The organism is Synergistaceae bacterium, from assembly GCA_021372895.1.
Lineage (GTDB): Bacteria > Synergistota > Synergistia > Synergistales > Synergistaceae > JAJFTP01.
Genome location: JAJFTP010000028.1, coordinates 1 through 21,793 on the forward strand (window position 1 = coordinate 1; position 21,793 = coordinate 21,793).

Below are 21,793 nucleotides of genomic sequence, written 5' to 3' on the forward strand. Positions count from 1 at the left end.
TCGGCATCCACAGTTAAGATATTTATTGACATCATAATATATGTTGATATGCTTACTGCGATATAGGTCCTGATTTTATGTGAAAGAGGGGTGCGATTTATGCCAAAGCTGGATTACGAGAGTATAAATGACATAAAAAGCAAGAATCCGGCTTGGCGTCTTTTACTTGCCGACATGGCCCCGCTTATCATTAGCTTTTTAAACAGAGTATTCGTTGAGCCCAACATACGCACAATATCAGAGCAGGATTTGATAGATAAACTTGAGGATGACCTCTACTTTTTGAGGGATATGTACGGAGAAGGCGTGTTCAGGCGCTCCCCCTCCGAATATCTTAAGGAATGGTCAGAGCCTGAAAAAGGGTGGCTCCGTTGTTTTTATCCGGTAAATTCTGATGAGCCGCATTTTGACATGACTCCTGCTTCCGAAAAGGTTATAGCTTGGGTCCACTCACTTACTCAAAATACTTTTGTTGGAACTGAGTCGCGGCTTAAGACGATCTTCGATCTTTTGCACCAGATGGTAGAAGGGACTGAAGTTGACCCTGAAGTTCGCATTGCCGAGCTGAAGAAGCGGCGCGATGAGATAGATGCGGAGATTATGAAGATCGAGAACGGGGAGATCCTTCTCCTTGACGACACTGCTATTAAGGATCGTTTTCAGCAGTTTTCCGCTATGGCGCGCGAACTGTTGAGTGATTTCCGCGAAGTGGAATATAATTTTCGCATGCTTGACCGCAGCGTCAGGGAACGCATCGCACTGTGGAGCAGCAGCAAGGGAGAACTGCTTGACGAGATATTCGGTGAGCATGATGCGATAACGGAATCTGATCAGGGACGGAGTTTCAGGGCTTTTACGGAATTCCTCCTGTCACAGAGCCGTCAGCAGGAGTTGAACGATCTGCTGGGCAAAGTAATGCAGATGCCGTCTGTGCTAAGCACGAAGCCCGATGAGAAACTCGGGCGTATTTCCGACAGCTGGCTTAATGCCAGCTATCACACTATGAGCACGATGCGCCTGCTGTCATCTCAGCTTCGCCACTTCCTTGACAGCAAGGTGTGGCTTGAAAACCGAAGGATAGTTGATATTTTAAAAAACATAGAGGCTCATTCTTTGAAAATACGGGACGATCAGCCAATCGGTAATTTTATGGAACTAAATGGAACAGGCGTGGATATAAAGCTTATCATGGAGCGTCCTTTATTTACCCCTTCGACAAAAAACCGTATCAACTCTGAAGAGGTCTTGCATGGCGAGGATGACGCTGACGCCTCATCCCTGTTCGAGCAATTTTATATAGACAAAAACCAGCTGAAAGGGCGTATAGAAAAAGCGCTTCGCCGCTCTTCGCAAATAACGCTGAAGGAACTGCTTGACGTATACCCGCCCCATGGCGGGCTGGCAGAAGTAGTTGCATATATGAGCATTGCATCGGAGCGGGATTCATCGATATTTGACGAATCAGAGACAGAAGAGATCATCTGGCTCAACGAAACTGGATCGCATACGCGGGCAAAATTCCCCCGGATAATTTTTTTGAAAGAGGCCGTAAAATGAGCACCGAGAAAAACGAAACTGGAATATTCTCCTATGAAGAAGAAAAGAAGCTTGCTTTTTCCAGGGTACTGATAAGCCTTTATAAAGGAGTACTGTTCCGTGAAGAGTCAGCCGTTCTCTGGGAGGATCTGCTTGAAATGCGGACAAGGGTCATAGAGCATTTTTCCGTAATCGGCCTTCAGCTTCTTGTTGATGAAAGCGAAGGATATGCGTTCTTATTTTACCCTCATGAAGACATGGTAGATCCTGAGGCAGGGATGCCAAGGCTGGTCGCCAAACGTCAGCTTTCTTTTCCGGTAAGTCTTATTCTTGCGTTGCTTCGGCTGCGTATGGCGGAATTCGATGCGGGGGGCGAGGGGACTCGTCTTATTATGTCCAGAGATGATATTGTTGAGATGGTGCGTGTTTTTATGCCCGAGGGCAGCAATGATGCGAAGATAGTAGATAAGATAGACAGCCACATCAACAAAATAACCGAACTGGGGTTTATTCGGACACTCAAGGATCAGCCGCACCTTTATGAGATACTCCGCATAATCAAGGCATTCATAAATGCTCAATGGCTTAGTGATTTTGACAGTAAACTTGCGTCATACAGTGAATTTCTAAAGGAAAAGGAACAGGAATAACCATGGAAAATAACAGGCAAGCGGATCTTGATTTTCTTATGGACGAAAATGTGTCTGGGTTTCGTCTGCATCGATTTGAATTGTATAACTGGGGAACATTTAATGAGCGTATCTGGGCCATCCCTCTTGACGGCATGAACGGGCTCCTGACCGGAGAGATAGGTTCCGGCAAGTCGACAGTTGTGGATGCGATCGCCACATTGCTCGTGCCCCCGAACAGGGTCGCCTATAACAAAGCTGCCGGCGCTGAACTCAGAGAACGCACATTAAGATCCTATGTGGAGGGTTATTTTAAGAGTGAGCGCCATGAAAATTCATTTGCACATCCTGTCGCACTGCGGGGTCCCGGAAGCTATTCCGTCCTGTTGGGTTATTTCCACAACAGCGGACTGGGTCTTGATGCAACGCTTGCCCAGGTCTTTTGGCTGACAGACGAGGAGTCACAGCCCTCACGTTTTTACGTTGTCTCAGATAGAAAGTTATCTATTTCGGAACATTTTACTAATTTCGGCAGCGATATAAACGTGCTTCGCAGACGTCTGAAGAGCAGCTACACTGAGACATTTGACAGTTTTTCAAAATACAAGGCTCGTTTTTCACGAACGCTGGGTATACGCAATGATCAGGCATTGAACCTTTTTCATCAGACTGTTTCAATGAAATCCATAGGCAATTTGACAGACTTTGTCAGGAATCACATGCTTGAACCTTTTGATGCCGCAGAGAGGATCGGAAATCTCATACAGCACTTTGATGACCTCACAAGGGCTCATGACGCCATAGTCAAAGCACGGAGGCAGGTCGAGATGCTGACTCCGATCGTTGACGACTGCAGACAGTACATCTCTATAAATGATGAAATAGTAGATATCGGGCATTGCCTGGCAGCACTTGAGACATATTTTGCAAGGTTCAACTCGGAATTTCTGGATAAAAAGATCAGCCGTCTCTTGACGGAGGAACTGATGTTAAGCGAGAAGCTGGCCGAATTAAAGTTGAAGAAAGAGAATATGCGGCACAAAGAGGACGAGCTTAAGAGAGCCATCTACGATAACGGAGGCGACAGGATAGAGGCGATCGGCCGGCAGATAGAACTGAAAGAGAAGGAACTGGAAGGACAAAAGAAAAACTTTGACCAATACTTGCAGCTTACTAAATCTCTTGAACTTCCATATCCTGAGAAGAGGGAAATTTTTGCGGAGAACAGGGCAAAGGTCCCAGTACTGCAGAATTCTTTGGAAGACATCCGTACTGATATACAAAACAAACGTGTGGAACTGAGCGCGGAAAAGAAAAAAATAGAGACGGATCTTGCTCTGGTGAATGAGGAGCTTCGCAGCCTGAGGACCCGCAGAACAAATATAGGAAGCCGGTATATTAATATACGCGACGAAATAGCTTCCATACTTAACACAGACGCGGAACATCTGCCTTTTGTCGGAGAACTGCTGCAAGTGGCGAAGGAAGAAAGGGCATGGGAGGGAGTGGCAGAGCGTATCCTCCGTAATTTTGGGCTCTCTCTGCTAGTGTCGGACGAATATTACAAAGAGGTATCGACATGGGCCGATAAAAACCACATCGGAGAACGCCTTGTCTATTATCGTGTAAGAAATAATGCCAGAAATCAGCACAAAGGACCTCTGGTCCCAAATTCCCTCGTTCATAAGCTTGAGATAAAGCCTGAATCACAATTTTATGAATGGCTTTCAGATGAACTTGCAGCCCGCTTTAACTATGCGTGCTGCGATACAATAGATCAGTTCAGGCGGGAACCAATGGCTGTGACCCGTTCAGGACAGGTAAAAATAAACGAAAAGAAGCATGAAAAGGACGATCGCTACAGTATTGATGACAGGAGCAGATACATTCTCGGATGGGAAAACAGCTCAAAGATCGCAGTCCTTGAAAGAGAGGAGCGGCAGATAAAAGCGAATGCCGGCATATTGACGGCCGAGCTTGCCGCAGTTGAAAAAGAGCTCAATTCCTTGAATATAAAAGCCGGCAGCCTTGCTAAGATTTCCTTGTATGACGAATATTCCCAGATCAACTGGCGGGAGACTTCAATAGAGATCGAGGAGCTAAAGAAGGAGAAGATGCTTCTTTTGGCAACATCGGAGCAACTTCGTCTCCTTAAAGGACAACTTAATGAACTGCAGGATGAGCTTAAGTCCACGGAAAATATAATAGAAAAAACCACCAGGAACCAGCAGAGCAGAGAAGATTCCCGTAAAGCTGCCGAAACTGAATTGGAAAGCGTTCGCTCTTTGATCTCAGAAGAGCTTTTGCTTTTACACGGGCCCTGTTTTGGAAAGCTGGATGAGATCTGCGGCGCCATGGCATCGGGGGCGGAGCTTACTGCCGACAACTGTTCGAAGTACGAGCGTGAAACAAGGCTTAAGCTGATAGAAAAACACGATTCAAACAGAGACCATGCAAAAAAACTTTCTAACGTTATAGTAAGAAATATGGGGAGATTTTGTCAGGAGTACCCGCTTGATACCCAGGATTTTGAAGCTGACATAGAAAGCGCGCAGGAGTTTATCCGTATGCTCGAACGGCTTAAAGCCGACGATCTACCGCGCTTTGAGGCAAAATTCAAAGAGCTTTTAAAAGAGAACACCATCCGCGAGATAGCCGCTTTTCATGCTCAGCTCAACAGCGAGGCCAAGGATATACAGGACCGGATATCAAAAATAAACAAATCACTTACTCAGATCGATTATGTTCAGGGAAGATACATAGAAATTGAGGCGCACAAAGAGACTAACACAATGATACGCGAGTTCCAGTCCGATTTGCGGAACTGTACAGAGGGAGCGCTTTCCGGCGTTGACGGCGATATTTCTTCTGAAAACAGATTTAAATATGTACAGCAGATCATAGAACGCTTCAAAGGACGTCCTGACTATTCCGAGGCAGATAAAAAGTGGACTGTTTTTGTCACAGATGTCCGGAACTGGTTTTCATTCTCCGCATCAGAGCGATGGAAAGAGACAGGAGAGGAATATGAGCATTATACTGATTCCGGCGGAAAATCAGGCGGACAGAAGGAAAAACTTGCATATACAATATTGGCTGCGAGCCTTGCCTACCAATTCGGCCTCGAAACAAACTCCGCAAGGTCCCGTACCTTCCGCTTTGTGATGATCGACGAAGCGTTCGGACGAGGTTCCGATGAATCAGCTCAGTTTGCGCTGGGGCTTTTCGAGACCCTTCATCTTCAGCTGCTGATCGTCACTCCGCTGCAGAAGATACACGTTATAGAGCCGTATGTCTCTCGTGTGGGTTTTGTCCATAACGAGGAGGGGAAAAACTCCTGCATACGTAACCTGACCATCGAAGAATACATGGAAGAAAAAAAGGCTCGCGGATATGTGGACAAATGATGAAAGTATAATATGTCATCTGAAACGGCTTTGGAACAGCGGGGCCATCCTATCCTCCGTCATTACGGGGAAAGACATTTTCCCATGCACAGTACCGCTTAAAGGTCCATCTTCAAGCGAGCTTGCTTCCAGGTTCGGAGAGGTACAGGACTGGATCGTCTCGCTGAACTCAAAATCTGCCGGCGTCAAAGGCAGAGGTTACAGAGTTGAGTCAAAAACTATAAACCATCGCATGATAGGCAGCAATGATCTGCCCTACAGGATATGGATAGAAACTCTCGATGACGCGGTCTTTCTCCTTGGTAAAAATAAAGATTTAAAAGCTTTCCTGAAGATAATAGATTCTGTTGAGAAATCATGCCCGGCTCTGCTGTCTTATCTCGTACGCCATCCGATGCGCGCCCTGTCTTCGTCAGGCGAATGGGACAGGCTTTTAAGCGTGGTGCTCTGGATGTTTAACCATAATGATCCGGATATATATATCAGGCAGATCGATTTACCAGGAGTGCATACAAAATTTATCGAGCAGAACAGGGCCATCCTTTCAGAACTGCTCGACTTATTGCTTCCTGCTGGATCGGTTAATACCTCCTTCTCAGCGATGGGAAACTTTGCACGCAGATATGGCTTTAAAACTCCGCCTCTCCTTGTACGTTTTCGCACTCCTTATGATTCCGGGCTGTTTCCCGATGGGATGTCCGATATCTCACTGCCTGCGGAAGAATTTGCCGCAATGGATATAAACTGCGGAAATGTATTAGTGATTGAAAATCAGATCAATTTTCTCTCTCTGCCGCGTATGAGAAACACCCTCATGATATGGGGTGCCGGTTATGGTTTTGAAAATCTTGTCACTGCTTCCTGGCTGAATACAAAAAGGCTTTACTACTGGGGAGATATTGACACACATGGCTTTGCAATACTCAACCAATTCCGGTCGCTTTTTCCTGCCGCCGTATCATTTTTGATGGACAGAGAGACATTACTGGAACACATAGACCTTTGTGTAAGAGAACCTGCTCCAACGTCGGCTGTTTTACAGAACCTGTCAAATGAGGAGGCAGCACTCTACAAAGATATCAAGGATAATTTATTAGGAGAGCAAATAAGGCTGGAGCAGGAACGTATAAGCTATGGCTGGATCATGAGGGCTTTTGCAGATTGCAGCAGGTGGGAAAGTTGATCAAATAAAAATATAATTTCCCGCAAAACTTATTTCCACCTGCTGTTAACGGTGCAATGAGCCGTCTTACCTATGATAAAATAAGAAAACGGATGAAGCCCGGGTATGGGTAATAGAACGGAGGGGCTGATTTTGAAAAACAGTTTTAATATGTTCCTTCTGCTTGCAGAGGAACTGAGCTTCAACAAAGCGGCAAAACGTGCGTTTATAACACAGCAGTGCTTCAGCGACCATATAAAAAGGCTGGAGGAACAGTACCACACCAGGTTTTTCTACCGCAAGCCGGAGATAGCCCTGACCCCTTCCGGCCAGATAATGAAACAGACTCTTCTGCAGATACGGATGCTGGAGAAAAACATGGAGGCTGTACTGGACCAGATTGAAAACGGAGCGCGTGGAACTCTGTGCTTCGGAATAAATCCAAATCGCGCGGCTGTTTTGCTGCCGAAAATTTTCCCGGCGTTTCATAAAATGTTCCCTCTTGTCAATCTGCATATTACTCTTGATGATACCGCAATTATGGCACAGGATCTGCTGTCCGGCAAAATTGATGCATTTCTGGGTATCAATAATTTGCCAAATGCCATGTTCGATGCGAGGCACATTCTTGACGAAGGCCTTTACCTGATAATTTCAGACAAGACTCTGTGCAGATATTTCGGCGATAATTACCCCGGCTGCATATCACAATTCAAGAAGGGCGTGTCTCTTGAAACTTTTCGTGAAATTCCGATGATACAAAGAGATGCGCCAAGTAAACTTGGGGGCATTATTGATGATTACTGCCGCAAAAACCATATTATGATGAACAGTGTTCTGCTGATCAATGATTTTGATACTCAGCTCCGACTATGTCACAATATGGAGATAGTTTCGATTATGCCGTCTATGTGCATATCTTCCGTTTTAGAAGCTAATATTAGAGACAAGACTAACAGCGATAACAGGATGCACGCATTCCCGTTGCTGGGGTTGGAGAATGTACAGCGGGTCGATTTTATTGTCCAGCATGGCGTCCCGCTGCCATGTTATGTACAGAAGCTATATGAACTGATAAGGTCTGAGTATAATAACGGTGTCACTGCGGAGATAGAAAATAACGGGTCCGGCCGGTAGTAAGGCAGGCCCCGTTTTACTGGTGCGGTTTATCTGTTATAGAGCCAAAGCGCGCCCTCGTCGGCGCCGCCTACCATTTTTCGGTAGGTGTTCAGCATACCAACAGCAGGGTGCTCCGGTTTTGTAACATGTTTCAGCCTTTCAGTAATCTCATCATCCGAAAGCTCAACGTTTATTGTATTTGCATTCAGATCTATTGAAATGATGTCGCCGTCGCAAACTGCGGCGATCGGGCCGCCTTCCCACGCTTCAGGTGAGACATGACCAACGCATGGGCCGCGCGTCGCGCCGGAAAAACGCCCGTCCGTCACCATTGCCACCGAGGTATGCAACCCCATCCCGACAAGCATGGCCGCGGGAATAGAGAGTTCGCGCATTCCAGGACCGCCTTTCGGGCCTTCATATCTTACGATGAGCACGGAACCCGGGGCTATCGTTCTATTTAACAGAATGTCACGAACTTCTTCTTCTGAGTCACATACAACTGCAGGGCCTTTGTGTTTGAACATCGCAGGCTCGACTCCGCTTTTTTTGACAATACATCCCCCTGGAGCAAGATTGCCGTAAAGAACTGCAAAACATCCGTTCGGATATAGCGCGTCGTCTTCCGAATGAATAACCGCTTTATCAACTTTTTTATTAAAGCTGTCCAGATACTTGCCAAGGGTACCTCCGGCTGCAAGCTTTTCATCCAGAAAAAGGTGCCGTCTGACTGCACACAGGGTGGCCGGCACTCCTCCAGCTCTGTGGTAATCGTAGATGCTGTATTTGGATGACGGCTTGAATTTTGCTATTACGGGCACGTCTCTCTGTATCTCGTCAAAATCTTTCAGCGATATATCGATGCCCATCACACGCGATAACGCGCAGATATGGATCTGTGCGTTGCTTGATCCTCCTGTTGCGGATATATGCCTGAGGCCGTTGATTATAGATTTTCTCGTGACTATATCCGAAAATCGTGTTTCCTCATACGCGAGTTCCACTATACGTTCACCGACATCACGTGCCTGTTTGAACTTCGCAGCTGAGCAGAACGGCATCGTGGTAGAGCCGAATGGCGTAAGTCCTATAACTTCCGTGAATACTCCCATTGTATTTGCTGTACCGTACATGGAACAGGTCCCGCATGAGAAGCAAATATTCTGCTTGAAATTCGTAAATGTCTCTTCTGTAATTTTGTCAGCATTTCTCTGGCCTATGGCTTCTTTGAGGTCGGGGGTGACATATATATTTTCTCCGTCGTCGTATGGTATCATTCCGCCAGCCGTAAGGAACATGCACGGTTTATCAAGAACCGCGGCAGCCATCAGCATCCCCGGAACTATCTTGTCACAGGAGCACATAAAAACCAGCGCATCGAACTGGTGCGCATTGACCATGGCCTCTATCGACGCCGCAAGCAGATCCCGTATCGGCAGTACAGAGTGCATCCCAACGCCATGCGTCATCCCGTCACACGGTGCCGGAACAGAGAATTCTGCGGGGGTGCCGCCTGCACACCATACACCTTCCCTAACGTATTTCACAAGCTCACTAAATGGCTTATGTCCTGGATTGACATCGGTAAAAGAGTTAACTATGCCTATTATGGGTTTGCGAATATCTTTATCACGATAGCCGCAGGAATGCATAAGCCCTATATAGTAAGCCTGTGTTCTGTCTTCTGATCTTTCTCCTATTTTCATTCTTCCATCCTCACAAACTCTTAAAAAAGGTTGTCTTTATCGTTAAAACGAAGGTCGAAAAGTTCCCCTTCAACTTCAAGGGCAGGGTTTTCTTCCGCATACGGGAGAAGGCTCTCTGATATTTCTATTTCATCGAGTTTTACAGTGTTTTTGATCCGTACCATCTTTACCTTTGTTCTGTCGATAATATTACATGTCTTGATTGCAGCCTGTATTGCCTGACGGTCGTTCTTAAGCACCATCGGCAGCTTAACGCTCATTGGCACAGTAGATGTAAGTGAATTTGGATAAGTCTGGTCAAAATCCATCTTTTCAAACAGTCTTCTGGTCGTAAAATCAAGTATGCCGACTCCGTTTGCATTGCCATGAGACTTCTCTGTCACGTCGAGTACTGCGATGCGTGTAATATCCGGCCCGCCCGAGGCATATTCCGTGTGATAGCGGCCAAGGATGTTCGTGTCAAAACCGGTCCCGCATATATCTTTGCCAAGTTCATCAAGGATAAGAACGTCAAGCTTGTCAAAAAATATCCTCGGGTAAAGCTCCCAGGCTTTTTTCAGCAGGATCGGCTCCCTGTCATTTATATCCTGTGATTTCATTATTTCTATCTGCGCTGTTTCATGATATGCATTCTCGATAATGCCGACAGCGCAGATGATATTCTTTTTCGCTATCGTTACCCTTGCAATTGCAGGAACACTTTCGGCCATCTGACCAAAACCAAGCATGTGGGCAAAATCTGCACCGCGCTGCTTTCCCATTCCGATCGTAATCATTTTCATGAGTCCGCTTTCATATGGGCCCCTGAAGGCTGGATGCGGCTTGATCCTGTTTATTACAATGATCGCATCTGCTTCGTCTGCATATTTGTCGATATAAACAGGTCTGCCATTGGTGGAAATACCTAACTCAACAACCTCCATAGTGGCTCTTATCGGAGCGCCGAGATAGTCTTCAGTGACTCCCATGCCTTCCAGCATTTTGGCCTGTCCTTCAGCTGTGGCACCGCCGTGGCTTCCCATCGCCGGAAATATGAATGGTTCGCCACCAGCTGCCTTTACTTCGCGCACTATGGTTCTGAGCATAAGAGGCATATTTGCAATACCTCGGCTCCCAGCTGTAATAGCTACCTTCCAGCCAGGTTTTATCTGTGCAAGAAACGCCCCCTCACGCAGTTTTAAAACAAGAGAGCCTTCCACGTCTTCTATTACAGGTCTTAGGAAAAACTGCTTAACCTTTGCCATCCTCGGTATCGGGATATTTGCTAACAGTTCATCAACAGCAGACATTTTAATTACCTCCTGTGCTGTTCAATAGAGTTACAGTGACATTTTTGTATGTCAAACTTGTTTACCCCTGAGGGAACTCACCCCGCGCAGCCTTTCTTTTCGCCCTCCACCCTTCGTACATCGGGGATGACTGAATAAGAGAAATCAGCGCAAGTAAAATAAGGACTGCACATACCGGATTCCTCAGGAAGATCATCCATGATCCCTGACTCATAAGAAGCGACTGATGCAGGCTGACATCCAGCATTCTTCCAAGTATCAAGCCGACAACCAGGGGTGCCACAGGAATCTTTATTTTGTCCATAAAGTACCCCATTATACCGAAAAGCAGCATCAGCATAACATCAAAGAAGCTGTTGTTGATTGCGAAAGAACCGACAACGCACAGAGTGACTACGGCTACGGAAAGCACGCTGTTGCTTATTTTCGTAACGTATATGCAGAGCTTTGTAAAGAACAGGCCTTCGACAAACATAAGAATCGTCGCCAGCAACACCGCCCACAGCAGGGTGTATGTTACCCCGGCGTGTTCAGTCATAAGGCTAGGTCCCGGCATGATCCCGTGTACCATGAGTCCGCCCAGAAGTACTGCGGTCGCGGAACTGCCTGGTATGCCGAGGGTTATGGTAGGGATTAGAGCTCCGCCTACAACAGCGTTATTGGCTGCCTCCGGCGCCGCTATGCCGTAAATCGACCCCTTGCCGAAAGATTCTTTATCATTAGAGCGGCGTTTAGCTTCGTTGTAGGCAAACCAGCACGCGGTGTCTCCGCCGGTACCTGGGATTATACCTGTGAATATGCCGATAAAGCTGGAACGGACAAAGGTAGGGAACAGATCCTTTATCTCCGCCCAGGGCAAGATGATACTGTCCTTAATTTGATCGATAGCGCACTTTGCTGCGCCGCCGCTATCCTTTTCGATCAGCTTAATTGCCTGTGGTATGGAGAAAAGACCTATCAGGGCCACTGTGAATGGGATACCGGAGAACAGATTGATGTTTCCAAGAGTAAAGCGCGGGATCCCGGTGATGGAATCCATACCCACAGTGGAGAAGAGCAGTCCCAGGCTGCCGGCCAGCAGCCCTTTTACGGTAGAACCCTGGGAAAGAGAGGCAAGAATAGTCATGCCCAGAACGGCTACGCCAAAAAGCTCTACAGGGCCGAACATGACGGCGATGCTTCCAAGAAGCGGGGCTACCGTCAAAAGAGCGATGGAACTGATTATACCGCCCACAAAGGAAGCCATAAGAGATATTCCTAGAGCATGTCCCGCCTGGCATTTCTGTGCAAGGGGATAGCCGTCCAATGTAGTTGCTGCCGCAGATGGCGTTCCGGGCGTACATATCAGTATTGCTGCGATAGAACCGCCGTACATTGCCCCCATATAAATAGATGCAAGCATGCTGATGCCCATCCCAGGCTCCATAACGTAAGTGACCGGTACAAGCAGGGCAATTGCCATGGTAGCCGAAAGACCGGGCATGGCACCAACGAAAAGTCCAAGAGCCGTTCCGGCGGCAACGGCAAGCAACGTCATAGGCTGCATAACATTTGTCAGACCTAGAACCAAATTACTTATATACATCTTTATATCTTCTCCTTATTTACCGCTAAAATCCGAGAAACGGCTCAAGATAGCCCATGGGTATCGGCAGGTTGAGGAAACAGACGAATAAGCCGTAAATGAACGCTGAAAAAACCAGACTAATGATGACAGCCTTTACAGGACCCATTGCCCGGAGATATCCGTAAGTCGCGAGCATGAACAGCGGAGTCATCACAAAATAGCCGGCCTTAGGTATCAGATAGACATAAGCAATAACCAGCGTCATGAAAACAACTACGCGCAAAACGTTTATTTTTTCTTCCTCAGTCTGTTCTTCATTGACGTTTACGCTTTTTTCCATTGTTCTTACTTCTTTGACTGCACTGAGAATCATCAGGACTGAAAGCAGAGCAACCATAGCCGCTATTATTTTCGGGAAAAGAGCCGCCTGCGTAGGCATAGCAGACGCCTGAATAAAGAAAAATGCGCCAAGCAGCAGTGAAAATCCTGCAAACAGAACATGTTTAACAATATATCCCACAGTTCATGACCCCCTATAAAGGGGTGCCATATAAAATATATACGGCACCCTTGACAGCATTTATTCGCTTTTATAAAAAGCTATTTTTTCTTATAGTCGTCCTTAACTTCATCCCAGATCACGCGAAACTGTTTTTCCTCGGCCTCAAGCATCTTTTTGTAGTCATCGCCAAACTTCATATCGATCATGCTGGCTCTGTCATTGCATGCTTTTTCAAATTCAGGCATCTTTGCCATGGTTTTAAATGCTTTTATAAGAGCATTCTTTGCCTCGGCAGGAATGCCCTTCGGTGCGCTGTAACCGCGGGAAGAACCCGATACAACATTGTAGCCAAGTTCTTTCATTGTAGGGACATCAGGAAGCCCTGAATAACGTTTTTCGGCAAACAGAGCCAGAGCACGGATATTACCGGCTTTTACCTGCGGAAAGACTATGCCGAGGTTATTGAAGCTGGCATCGATTTTGCCTCCCATTGCAGCCTGCCACGACGGGCCGTCACCTTCAAAGGGGATCATCTGGACCTTAAGCCCTGTCTTCTTTTCAAAGATAAGGGTCGTGAAGAAGTCGTCTCCACCTACGCCGGAGTTTCCGATTGTAATTTTGCCGGGATTAGCTTTCATGGCTGCGAAAAGTTCCTTTGCCGTTTTATACGGACTGTCCTTGGCAACTACAATGATGCCCGGGTCGGTTATCACATTCGCAATCGGTTCAAGTTCGGCGATAGTATATGTGATTTCGGGATTCATAATATAGTTGGTCTGGAGCATCGGTGTATTGGTAATGCTGATAGTATAGCCATCTTTCTTAGTTGTTTTTGCAAGCTGGGTCCACGCAATTGCGCCTGTTGCACCTGGAATATACTGGTTTACAAAAGATTTGCCGAGAACTTTTTCAAGGTACGGCTGTGTGAGCTGGGCAAGTGTGTCGCTTCCGCCGCCGGGCTTAAACCCCTGAAGAACAGTAATCTGTTTTGTTGGATATGCGGCAAACGCCGCAGAACTGATTATTACACAAAGACAAACACACATGATACCCAATAGCCACTTTTTCATAATAGAAAATTCCTCCTTTGTCATATTTGTGATCATGTTAAGCGCGTTTCTGAATTGAAAGAACAATACTTTGATTTTTTTGAATACCAACAAATAATTTCGGCTCTGACAAGAATATTTTTCTTGTAGACAAAGTACCCCATTACTTGTTTTATCATTTATTACAGCCGCAGCTTACAGCAGCTATATCTTCTTTGGTTTTCCTCTTATAGCCGTGTCTTCTGGCAATGCAAAAAAGCTCGTCGCCACCCATTTTTTCTGCTGCTGTTTCTTCGCCGTTAGCAACTTTTATGACAAGCTCAAAAAGTCTCTTGCCTGCATCTTTGACAGATTCACCGTTGGATATTATTCCGCTTGCGTCGAAGTCAAAATCCTCTTCCATACTTGCATATGTCTTTGCATTTCCGGTCACCTTGATAACCGGGGCAATCGGATGTCCTGTAGGAGTTCCGCGTCCTGTGGTAAAAGCAACAAGTTGCGCCCCGCAGCCAACCATGCCGGTTACTACTTCTGCATCATGACTTTCGTATTTCATAAGAAAGAGGCCCTTCCTGCCCTTTTCAGGTCTTATCGCATAATCAAGCACATCTACAAGCGGACTTGTACCAGACTTATGCACTCCACCCAACGCCTTTTCAACTATGGAACTGACTCCTCCGTCAAAGTTACCCGGCGAAATAAGCTGATTGCGGTTCGCCCCAAGAGAGCTGTCAAGTCCGCTGCGCATAACGTCCTCAATCTCATAAATGGCATCATATACTTTATCAGCTACTTCTTTATTGACAGCGCGTTTTGCAAGGATATCCTCCGTACCGAGCAGTTCGTTGCACTCCGAAAATATTGTGCTGCCCCCGTTCGCAATCAGAATATCCGACATCTCGCCGACCGCGGGGTTTGCAGCCAGTCCGCTCGTCGCATCAGTCCCGCCGCATTTTGTGCCAATAATCAGTTCCGCTATATCACACGGCTCTCTCTTAACTTCTTTTAACTGTCCAGCCAGCTTTATTCCTGCCTCAACCGCTCTTCTGACCGTGTTTGCAACACCGCCCTCTTCCTGAATGACAAAAAGTTCAACCGGTTTTCCGCTGGCTTTGACCGCATCATAAAGTTCACGCGGGTCAAAACGCTCACAGCCAAGCCCTATTACCAGCACAGCTCCTACGTTGGGATGAGTTCCCATGGCTTTCAGTGTTCTGCCTGTCAGTTCAAGATCAAACCCGACCTGGCTGCACCCGACCGGATGCCGCATGGCCACGGCACCGGGAAGTTGAGCGGCAATTCTTTCGACGGTACGGTTGGCACAGAAAACCGAAGGTATGACAGCAAGGTAATTCCTTATACCGACACTGCCGTCAGCACGTCTGTATCCGTTAAATGTACTTACCATCTTTTCACCGCCTATCTTGTCCCGCGCAGACAACTCATATTGTGGTTGTGTATCCATGTGCCCTTGGGAGCATCCTTCATCATCCGGCCTATTTCTTCTCCATATTTTATGACCGGATCACCTTTTTTCAGATCCCTGACAAGGACCTTGTGGGCAAATTCAACATCTTCAAGCAACTCTACTTTCCCGTTGACTGTCTCTATGTAATCCCCCTTCCTGCCATCCTCAAGAAGCATAGCTACCGAATCCTCCGGAGTTATCATTATATTTTTTCTAAACATCATAACTTCTCATTATCGATGTAATACCAAGCTTTTTTGTGAGACGATCCAGAAGATAGTCTATTTCAGACATGCTCGCATCGCTGAGTGGAATAAAGGGAGCGCGCTGTGTATCAGACGTAAAAATGCCCCTTCTCTTAAGGACATATTTTCTGATGCCTACGCCGATTTTCGGCTGCGCCTCATACCGAAGATATGGCAGATGTGCGTCATACAGGTCATGCATTTCATCTTTCTTTCCGGATCTTGATAGTCTTACAGCTTCAACCAGCATTTCAGGGAAAGCATAGCCGGTCATCGCGCCGTTTACGCCATTGTCGCATTCAAAGTCAAGAAAAAGACCGCTGTTCCCTATGACGATGGGAACTCTGCGCATGCTGCCTTCATCCATCCACCTGTGAAGAGTGCGTATCTTTTCAAGTCCGGGCCAGTCTTCATGTTTAAGTCCTGCGCAGTTCTGATTCATATTTACTATCTCTTTTATTACATGATTACTGAAAATGACCTGAAGAACAAGAGGATAGTCCTGAATGATAAAAGGTGTCTCAGGGCCTAATATACTTGCAGCGGTGTTGTAATATCCGATAATCTGATCGTCTGTCCTCAGATTTGACGGCGGGCCCAGAAGAACAGCACATGCCCCGGCCTTCATGGCGCTGTCAGCAAGATATTTCATTGATGCAAAACCCGGTGAATTGACCCCGACAATAAGGTCGAGCCCGTTACAGTTTTTCGCGTAGGCGTTTATGACCTGTACCGCTTCTTCGGCATTCATTTTACTGGCCTCGCCAAGGACCCCTAGAATTGTTACCCCTTTGGCACCTACTTCTTTGTAAAATGAAACAAGGCGTGAAATAGAATCAAAGTCAATGTCGCCGTTTGTAAGAAATGGTGTCGGTGCGATAGGGTACACACCGTATGTGTCTGTAGTTAACATTATTCTGACCCTGCCTCCAGATACTCTACTTTTTGATTTTTTTGTCTATAACAGGATTTACGAGCGGTTCAAAACCGGTTATGCGGCATTCGATGGTATCGCCATGCACGATTTGAACAGCCCTCGGCGTCCCAGTGGAAAGGATGTCACCCGGCTGCCACTTGAATACCTTTGAGTGAAACGCCACCAGAAAATCCGGCGGAAAGGTCATATTTGAAACTGTGTTTTCAGCGTAAACTTCGCCGTTATGCACCGTCTGAACCTTTAACCCTGACAGGTCCTTGATTTCATCGGCCGTGACAAGCTGAGGGCCAAAACTGAAAAACGTCTCGAAACTTTTGACGTGAGTGAGATACCGCGGGTTCAGGCGAAGGATATCTTCTGCCGTCATGTCGATTATCGTCGTGAAACCGGCAATATATCCCAGCCAGTCTTTTGCCTCAATATTTTCGCATTCCTTGCCAATTATTATGCCCAGCTCGGCTTCTCCGGTCGTTTTTTGAGACTGAAGCGGAATTTTTACATTGTCTCCATATCCCACTATTGATGTTTCCGGTTTAAAGAAACTTGCCGGAATGCCCTGAGGTGTTTTTTCTGCAAGATCTCCAGCGTGGTCTGCATAGTTCAGCCCTATGCCGAATATTTTTTTCGGATGCCGGTAAAGAGGGGCATATACCACCTTCTCAAATGGAATGACCGCAGATGTCATTTTCTCAAGTTCGCATTTCCCCTCTGCACGATACCACTTATTCAGCTCATGCAGCTGCTGTTCCCTGATAACCGAAAGCAGGTCCGTCGCCAGATTGAACCTTTTTTCTTTGTTCAGCGCATCAAGCGTAATTACTCCGTTTGATACCAGAACAGCCCCAAGTTCTTTGCCATTCTGTCTGATCGTTGCAAGTCTCAAGTCGTTTACCTCCTAAGCGCTATGTTATTATGAAAAAACAGCCGCAGACAGATAAATCGTATCTCGGCGGAGGTCTTTTCTAAGCCGCTATATTGCCTTTACCATGCCGCCGTCGACAAGTACCGACTGACCCGTGATAAAGGTATTAGCCGCCGAGCAGAGGAACACCGCGAGCTTGCCGTATTCCTCAGGCTTGCCGTAGCGTCCCATAGGTATGTTTTTGAACGCAGCCTCCTGGATCTCTTCCACAGTCTTACCTAATTTATCGGCGCGGACCTTGTCAAGGTAATCGATTCTTGCCGTTCCTATCCGTCCGGGCGCTATTACGTTTACAAGGATTTTATCTTTGCCTAATTCCTGAGAAAGAGACTTTGCCAGACCAACTACTCCCATGCGAAATGTGTTGGAAAGTATAAGGTTGTCAAGTACCGCTTTGATCGATGACGAAGCTGAGCATAGGATGCGCCCTTCCCCATTTGCCCTCATATGGGGCAGGACTTCACGGATCGTTCTGATGTATGAAAGCAGCGTAAGCTCGTACGCCTCCTGCCATGCCTCGTCGTCAAATGAATCGAATGTGCCCGCAGGAGGGCCTCCCGTGTTGTTTACAAGGGCAAAAATTTCTCCGTACTTTGCAACTGTGACTTCCACAAGCTTTTTGATATCTGCCGGGTCCGTTATGCTGCCGCAGAAATATGAAGGTTCCATTCCCGTAATCTCTTTGATTTCCGCCTGTGCCTGCTTGAGTTCTTCTTCAAAAGGGCTGAAGAGCATTACGTTAGCTCCTTCTCTTGCAAATTCTGTCGCTATTGCTTTGCCGAGCCCTGCGCTTGACGCCATTACCAGCGCGCATTTGTTCCTGAGTCCAAGATCCATTTCGGTTCCTCCTTCAAATTATACAGATTATTACTGCGGGTTATTTGACTGAACATATAGTTATTCCCAGCATTATTTTGATAAGACTATCATCTCGATAAATAATAAACAAACAGAATTAATCGAGTCTTTCAACAAGTTTTTTCTTGACTGGGCTGGGATCTATTCTGTATGAAGGACATCCCGCCTGCGCCAATCCCGGAAACGGCCGGAGCGGCTCAGTTTTTCTTCTGAACCAACCGGATCGATGTGTATTTCTTTTACTTTTATTTAACGTTGTCGTCATACTTTTTTGTACGGGTACTGATAGAATTAATCGATAAGAAAATTTTTAGATTGATGAAAGGAGAACAAATGGAATCACTCAGAAAAAAGAAAGGCTTTCTCTGCGATATGGACGGTGTTATCTACCATGGGGACAGATTGCTGCCCGGGGCCAGAGAATTTGTTGAATGGCTCGATCGAGAAAATAAAAAATATCTGTTCTTGACCAATGGGAGCGGAAAATCACCGAAGGACCTCCAGCAGAAGCTGAGACGTATGGGACTTGACGTTGACGAGAGCCTTTATTACACAAGCGCACTGGCGACAGCAAAGTTTTTAGCCCGTCAGAATCCCGGCTGCAGCGCCTATGTGATCGGAGAACCAGGTCTTTTCAACGCTCTCTACGATGCGGGCATCTCCATTAACAACATTGATCCGGATTACGTTGTCGTTGGCGAAACAAGAAATTATAATTATGAAAACATATGTCAGGCTGTTAAGCATGTATTTAACGGCGCCAGGCTGATTGGGACAAATACCGACCTGACCTCGCCTACGGAATACGGCATTGTCCCTGCCTGCAGGGCCCTGCTTTCTCCCATTGAGGCCACTACCGGAAAAAGTGCATATTATGTCGGGAAACCAAACCCTCTTATGATGAGGACCGGATTGCAGATGCTCAACGTCCATTCCATGGATACAGCCATTATCGGAGACAGAATGGATACCGATATCATCGCCGGGATAGAAAGCGGCCTGGACCCGATCCTTGTACTGAGCGGGGTTACCTCCCGTGAAAGCGTGGAAACGTATCCTTATCGCCCCCGCCTGATATTGGATGGCGTAGGAGATATTCCTCCGTCTATTTTATAAAATCAAGCAAACAAATAGATCGTACCGCCTTGCAGGCAGAGCAGGAGTTTTTGTTTGGACCCTCAGGACCGGTTGGCAGCGGGGGGCTGATGGAATGTTCTCAGCGCCGGGATCAAAATAACCGGATCCCCGCCAGAAATTGCCCTGATTTGCGGAACGAAAGGGATGATATGAAAATGAAGAAAATAGAGACAGTTTCAATTATAGGGCTCGGTGCAGTCGGAAGTTCATACATGGCGAAGATGGCGGAAACGGTCCCGATGGAAAATCTCCGCATCATAGCATCGGAAGAACGCGCTGAAAGATACCGCAAAAACGGGGTGCTTGTAAACGGGGAAAAATTTTGTTTTCCGGTGTACGAACCCGACGAAGAAGTTGTGCCTGCGGATCTTTTGATATTTGCGGTCAAGAATAACCATCTGGATCAGGCTGTTGCCGAAGCAAAAAAACACGCCGGACCTGAAACGGTCATTCTTTCGCTGCTGAACGGTGTCATAAGCGAGCAGGCAATAGCCGCTGAATACGGAGCGGGAAAGGTCCTTTACTCTCATGTCATGGGGATAGATGCTACAAGGATCAAAGACAGCACCGTCTATGAACACCTTGGATACATTTCTTTCGGAGAAGAGACAAATGTTCCCGGAGCATATTCTGAAAAAACGCTCGCGGTTGGCGAATTTTTCACGCGGACAGGGATCTCATATAAGATACCTGAAAATATGATAAAAGACCTTTGGCTGAAATTCATGCTTAACGTCGGAGCAAACCAGGTGACTGCTGTTCTGAGGTGTCCTTACGGCGGAATGCAAAAGATGGGCGGGGTAAGGAGCCTTGTCGTCTCTGCAATGGAAGAAGCTGCAGCCGTATCTTGTGCGGAGAATATCTGTCTGGGGAAAGAGGAGATCGAGACATGTCTTGCCATTTTGGACAAACTGTCCCCGTCAGCCAAGACATCGATGCTGCAGGATGTCGAAGCGGGCAGAAAAACGGAGGTCGACGTCTTCGGAGGAACAGTTTTATCGCTTGGCAGGAAACACGGCATCCCGGTGCCGGTAAATGAAATGCTGGTACGCCTTATAAAAGCTCTGGAGGAGACTTTTGGTTTATAGAAGCCGGGCTGTTCTGCTTGATTGAATGGATTTATTGAAAATAAGGCTATGCAAGAGACCCTCGCTGGCAACACTTGTTTGTTTACACAGTTATCCAGGCATTATTCTATTATTTATAGTTATTCTTGCCTTGACATGGTACTGATTAATGATATGTTTTTACCATGAGTGAAAACGATTTTATGTAAACCGTCCGGACAGACGAAATAGCGCAGTTTCAGCTCGATCGCAGATATTTGTAAAAACAAGAACGAAGGGGAGAATGACAATATGGAATTTTTTGCGGCATTAAAGCAGCGCCGGTCTATTTACGGCATCAGTAGCGACAGCCCTGTCCCTGACGGGCGCATCACTGAGATACTTAAGGATGCGGTAAAGTATGCCCCGTCAGCTTTTAACTCACAATCCGCACGTACTTTGCTGCTGCTTGACAAGTATCACAGCAGGTTATGGGATCTGACCAGGGAGGCACTGCGCGCGATTGTCCCGGCTGACCGCTTTGCAGCGACCGATGCTAAAATCAGCTCTTTTGCCGCGGGGCACGGGACCATCCTCTTCTTTGAGGATCAGGATGTCATAGCAGATCTGCAGAAACAGTACGCATCTTACAAAGATAATTTTCCTGTCTGGTCAAACCACAGTGCAGGAATGCTGCAGTTCGTTGTCTGGACGGGGCTTGAGTCTGAAGGGCTGGGGGCTTCCCTGCAGCATTATAATCCCCTCATAGATGCGGCCGTCGCAGAGACATTTAATGTCCCAGCGAGCTGGAAGCTTGTGGCACAGATGCCATTTGGAAAGCCCACGGCGCAGCCGGAGCCAAAGACATTCCTCCCTATCGAGGATCGTGTAAAGATTTTTGCATAAACTGGGGGCAGGTCATCGGCCTGCCCTCGCCATTGTTAGCTTTTATCCTTTAAACGGATTTACTCAACTTTCCCACCTCTTGCTACTAGTGGATTCAAAACCCTTGTTATTCGTCTTCTCTGTATGTTATTTAGCAGAGAACCAGTGGCTCTAAAATATTGAAGTCACTGGATTCCCGATCTCGAAACGCACTCGAAATAGTTCAGTCACTATGGTGATTTGTTATGTCCCTCTTTCGAGGAACAGTGTCCTTCCTGATCAAAAGCATGCGGGAAAGACGGTGGGAAAGTTAAACGGATTTACTTTAT

General features: G+C 46.7%; 18 protein-coding genes. 8 read left to right on the forward strand and 10 right to left on the reverse strand.

Translation table 11 applies throughout. The features are described from left to right. Nucleotides 1–99: 99 nt before the first annotated feature. The 5 genes from LLF78_02905 (at nt 100) to LLF78_02925 (ending at nt 7,871) form a co-directional block, all read left to right on the forward strand. Nucleotides 100–1,557 (forward strand): DUF3375 domain-containing protein, encoded by a 1,458-nt coding sequence (locus tag LLF78_02905; GenBank protein ID MCE5201446.1) that lies wholly within the window; start codon nt 100–102, stop codon nt 1,555–1,557. Then, nucleotides 1,554–2,186: a DUF4194 domain-containing protein gene (locus tag LLF78_02910; GenBank protein MCE5201447.1), complete on the forward strand. Its 633-nt coding sequence runs from the start codon at nt 1,554–1,556 to the stop codon at nt 2,184–2,186. Before LLF78_02905 ends, LLF78_02910 begins: the two co-directional genes overlap by 4 nt. Before the next feature lie 2 nt (nt 2,187–2,188). Beyond that, nucleotides 2,189–5,572: an ATP-dependent exonuclease SbcCD, C subunit-like protein gene (locus LLF78_02915; protein ID MCE5201448.1), complete on the forward strand. Its 3,384-nt coding sequence runs from the start codon at nt 2,189–2,191 to the stop codon at nt 5,570–5,572. Then, entirely contained in the window at nt 5,559–6,755 is a 1,197-nt protein-coding gene (locus tag LLF78_02920) for a DUF2220 family protein (protein ID MCE5201449.1), read from the forward strand. Before LLF78_02915 ends, LLF78_02920 begins: the two co-directional genes overlap by 14 nt. Nucleotides 6,756–6,887: 132 nt before the next feature. Continuing rightward, nucleotides 6,888–7,871, forward strand: a complete 984-nt coding sequence (locus LLF78_02925; GenBank protein ID MCE5201450.1) for a LysR family transcriptional regulator — start codon at nt 6,888–6,890, stop codon at nt 7,869–7,871. Between the two features lie 29 nt (nt 7,872–7,900). On the opposite strand, the gene LLF78_02930 is transcribed toward LLF78_02925, so the two are convergent. The 10 genes from LLF78_02930 to LLF78_02975 form a co-directional block, all read right to left on the reverse strand. After that, on the reverse strand, nt 7,901–9,559 hold the full coding sequence (locus tag LLF78_02930) for a dihydroxy-acid dehydratase (protein MCE5201451.1): 1,659 nt from the start codon (nt 9,557–9,559) through the stop codon (nt 7,901–7,903). Nucleotides 9,560–9,579: 20 nt separating this feature from the next. Then, nucleotides 9,580–10,848, reverse strand: a complete 1,269-nt coding sequence (locus LLF78_02935; GenBank protein MCE5201452.1) for a nickel-dependent lactate racemase — start codon at nt 10,846–10,848, stop codon at nt 9,580–9,582. A gap of 61 nt (nt 10,849–10,909) precedes the next feature. Continuing rightward, a complete protein-coding gene (locus LLF78_02940; GenBank protein ID MCE5201453.1) occupies nt 10,910–12,433 on the reverse strand; it encodes a tripartite tricarboxylate transporter permease in 1,524 nt (507 codons plus the stop codon). 25 nt (nt 12,434–12,458) lie between these two features. Then, nucleotides 12,459–12,935, reverse strand: a complete 477-nt coding sequence (locus tag LLF78_02945; GenBank protein ID MCE5201454.1) for a tripartite tricarboxylate transporter TctB family protein — start codon at nt 12,933–12,935, stop codon at nt 12,459–12,461. 80 nt (nt 12,936–13,015) lie between these two features. Continuing rightward, nucleotides 13,016–13,987: a tripartite tricarboxylate transporter substrate binding protein gene (locus LLF78_02950; GenBank protein MCE5201455.1), complete on the reverse strand. Its 972-nt coding sequence runs from the start codon at nt 13,985–13,987 to the stop codon at nt 13,016–13,018. Nucleotides 13,988–14,141: 154 nt separating this feature from the next. Next, on the reverse strand, nt 14,142–15,374 hold the full coding sequence (locus LLF78_02955) for a UxaA family hydrolase (protein MCE5201456.1): 1,233 nt from the start codon (nt 15,372–15,374) through the stop codon (nt 14,142–14,144). Nucleotides 15,375–15,385: 11 nt separating this feature from the next. After that, entirely contained in the window at nt 15,386–15,655 is a 270-nt protein-coding gene (locus tag LLF78_02960; protein ID MCE5201457.1) for a UxaA family hydrolase, read from the reverse strand. Further along, nucleotides 15,648–16,592, reverse strand: a complete 945-nt coding sequence (locus LLF78_02965; protein MCE5201458.1) for a dihydrodipicolinate synthase family protein — start codon at nt 16,590–16,592, stop codon at nt 15,648–15,650. The genes LLF78_02960 and LLF78_02965 overlap by 8 nt, the downstream gene beginning before the upstream one ends. A gap of 25 nt (nt 16,593–16,617) precedes the next feature. Further along, nucleotides 16,618–17,499 (reverse strand): fumarylacetoacetate hydrolase family protein, encoded by an 882-nt coding sequence (locus tag LLF78_02970; protein MCE5201459.1) that lies wholly within the window; start codon nt 17,497–17,499, stop codon nt 16,618–16,620. A gap of 87 nt (nt 17,500–17,586) precedes the next feature. After that, nucleotides 17,587–18,375, reverse strand: a complete 789-nt coding sequence (locus tag LLF78_02975; protein MCE5201460.1) for an SDR family oxidoreductase — start codon at nt 18,373–18,375, stop codon at nt 17,587–17,589. Nucleotides 18,376–18,729: 354 nt separating this feature from the next. Here LLF78_02975 and LLF78_02980 point away from each other — a divergent pair, with 354 nt between their 5' ends. The 3 genes from LLF78_02980 (at nt 18,730) to LLF78_02990 (ending at nt 21,485) form a co-directional block, all read left to right on the forward strand. Beyond that, nucleotides 18,730–19,512, forward strand: coding sequence for an HAD-IIA family hydrolase (locus tag LLF78_02980; GenBank protein MCE5201461.1), 783 nt, complete (start codon nt 18,730–18,732; stop codon nt 19,510–19,512). A gap of 176 nt (nt 19,513–19,688) precedes the next feature. Next, complete coding sequence (locus LLF78_02985; GenBank protein ID MCE5201462.1) at nt 19,689–20,621, forward strand: ketopantoate reductase family protein; 933 nt, start codon at nt 19,689–19,691, stop codon at nt 20,619–20,621. Between the two features lie 270 nt (nt 20,622–20,891). After that, nucleotides 20,892–21,485 (forward strand): nitroreductase family protein, encoded by a 594-nt coding sequence (locus tag LLF78_02990; GenBank protein MCE5201463.1) that lies wholly within the window; start codon nt 20,892–20,894, stop codon nt 21,483–21,485. Nucleotides 21,486–21,793 lie beyond the last annotated feature (308 nt).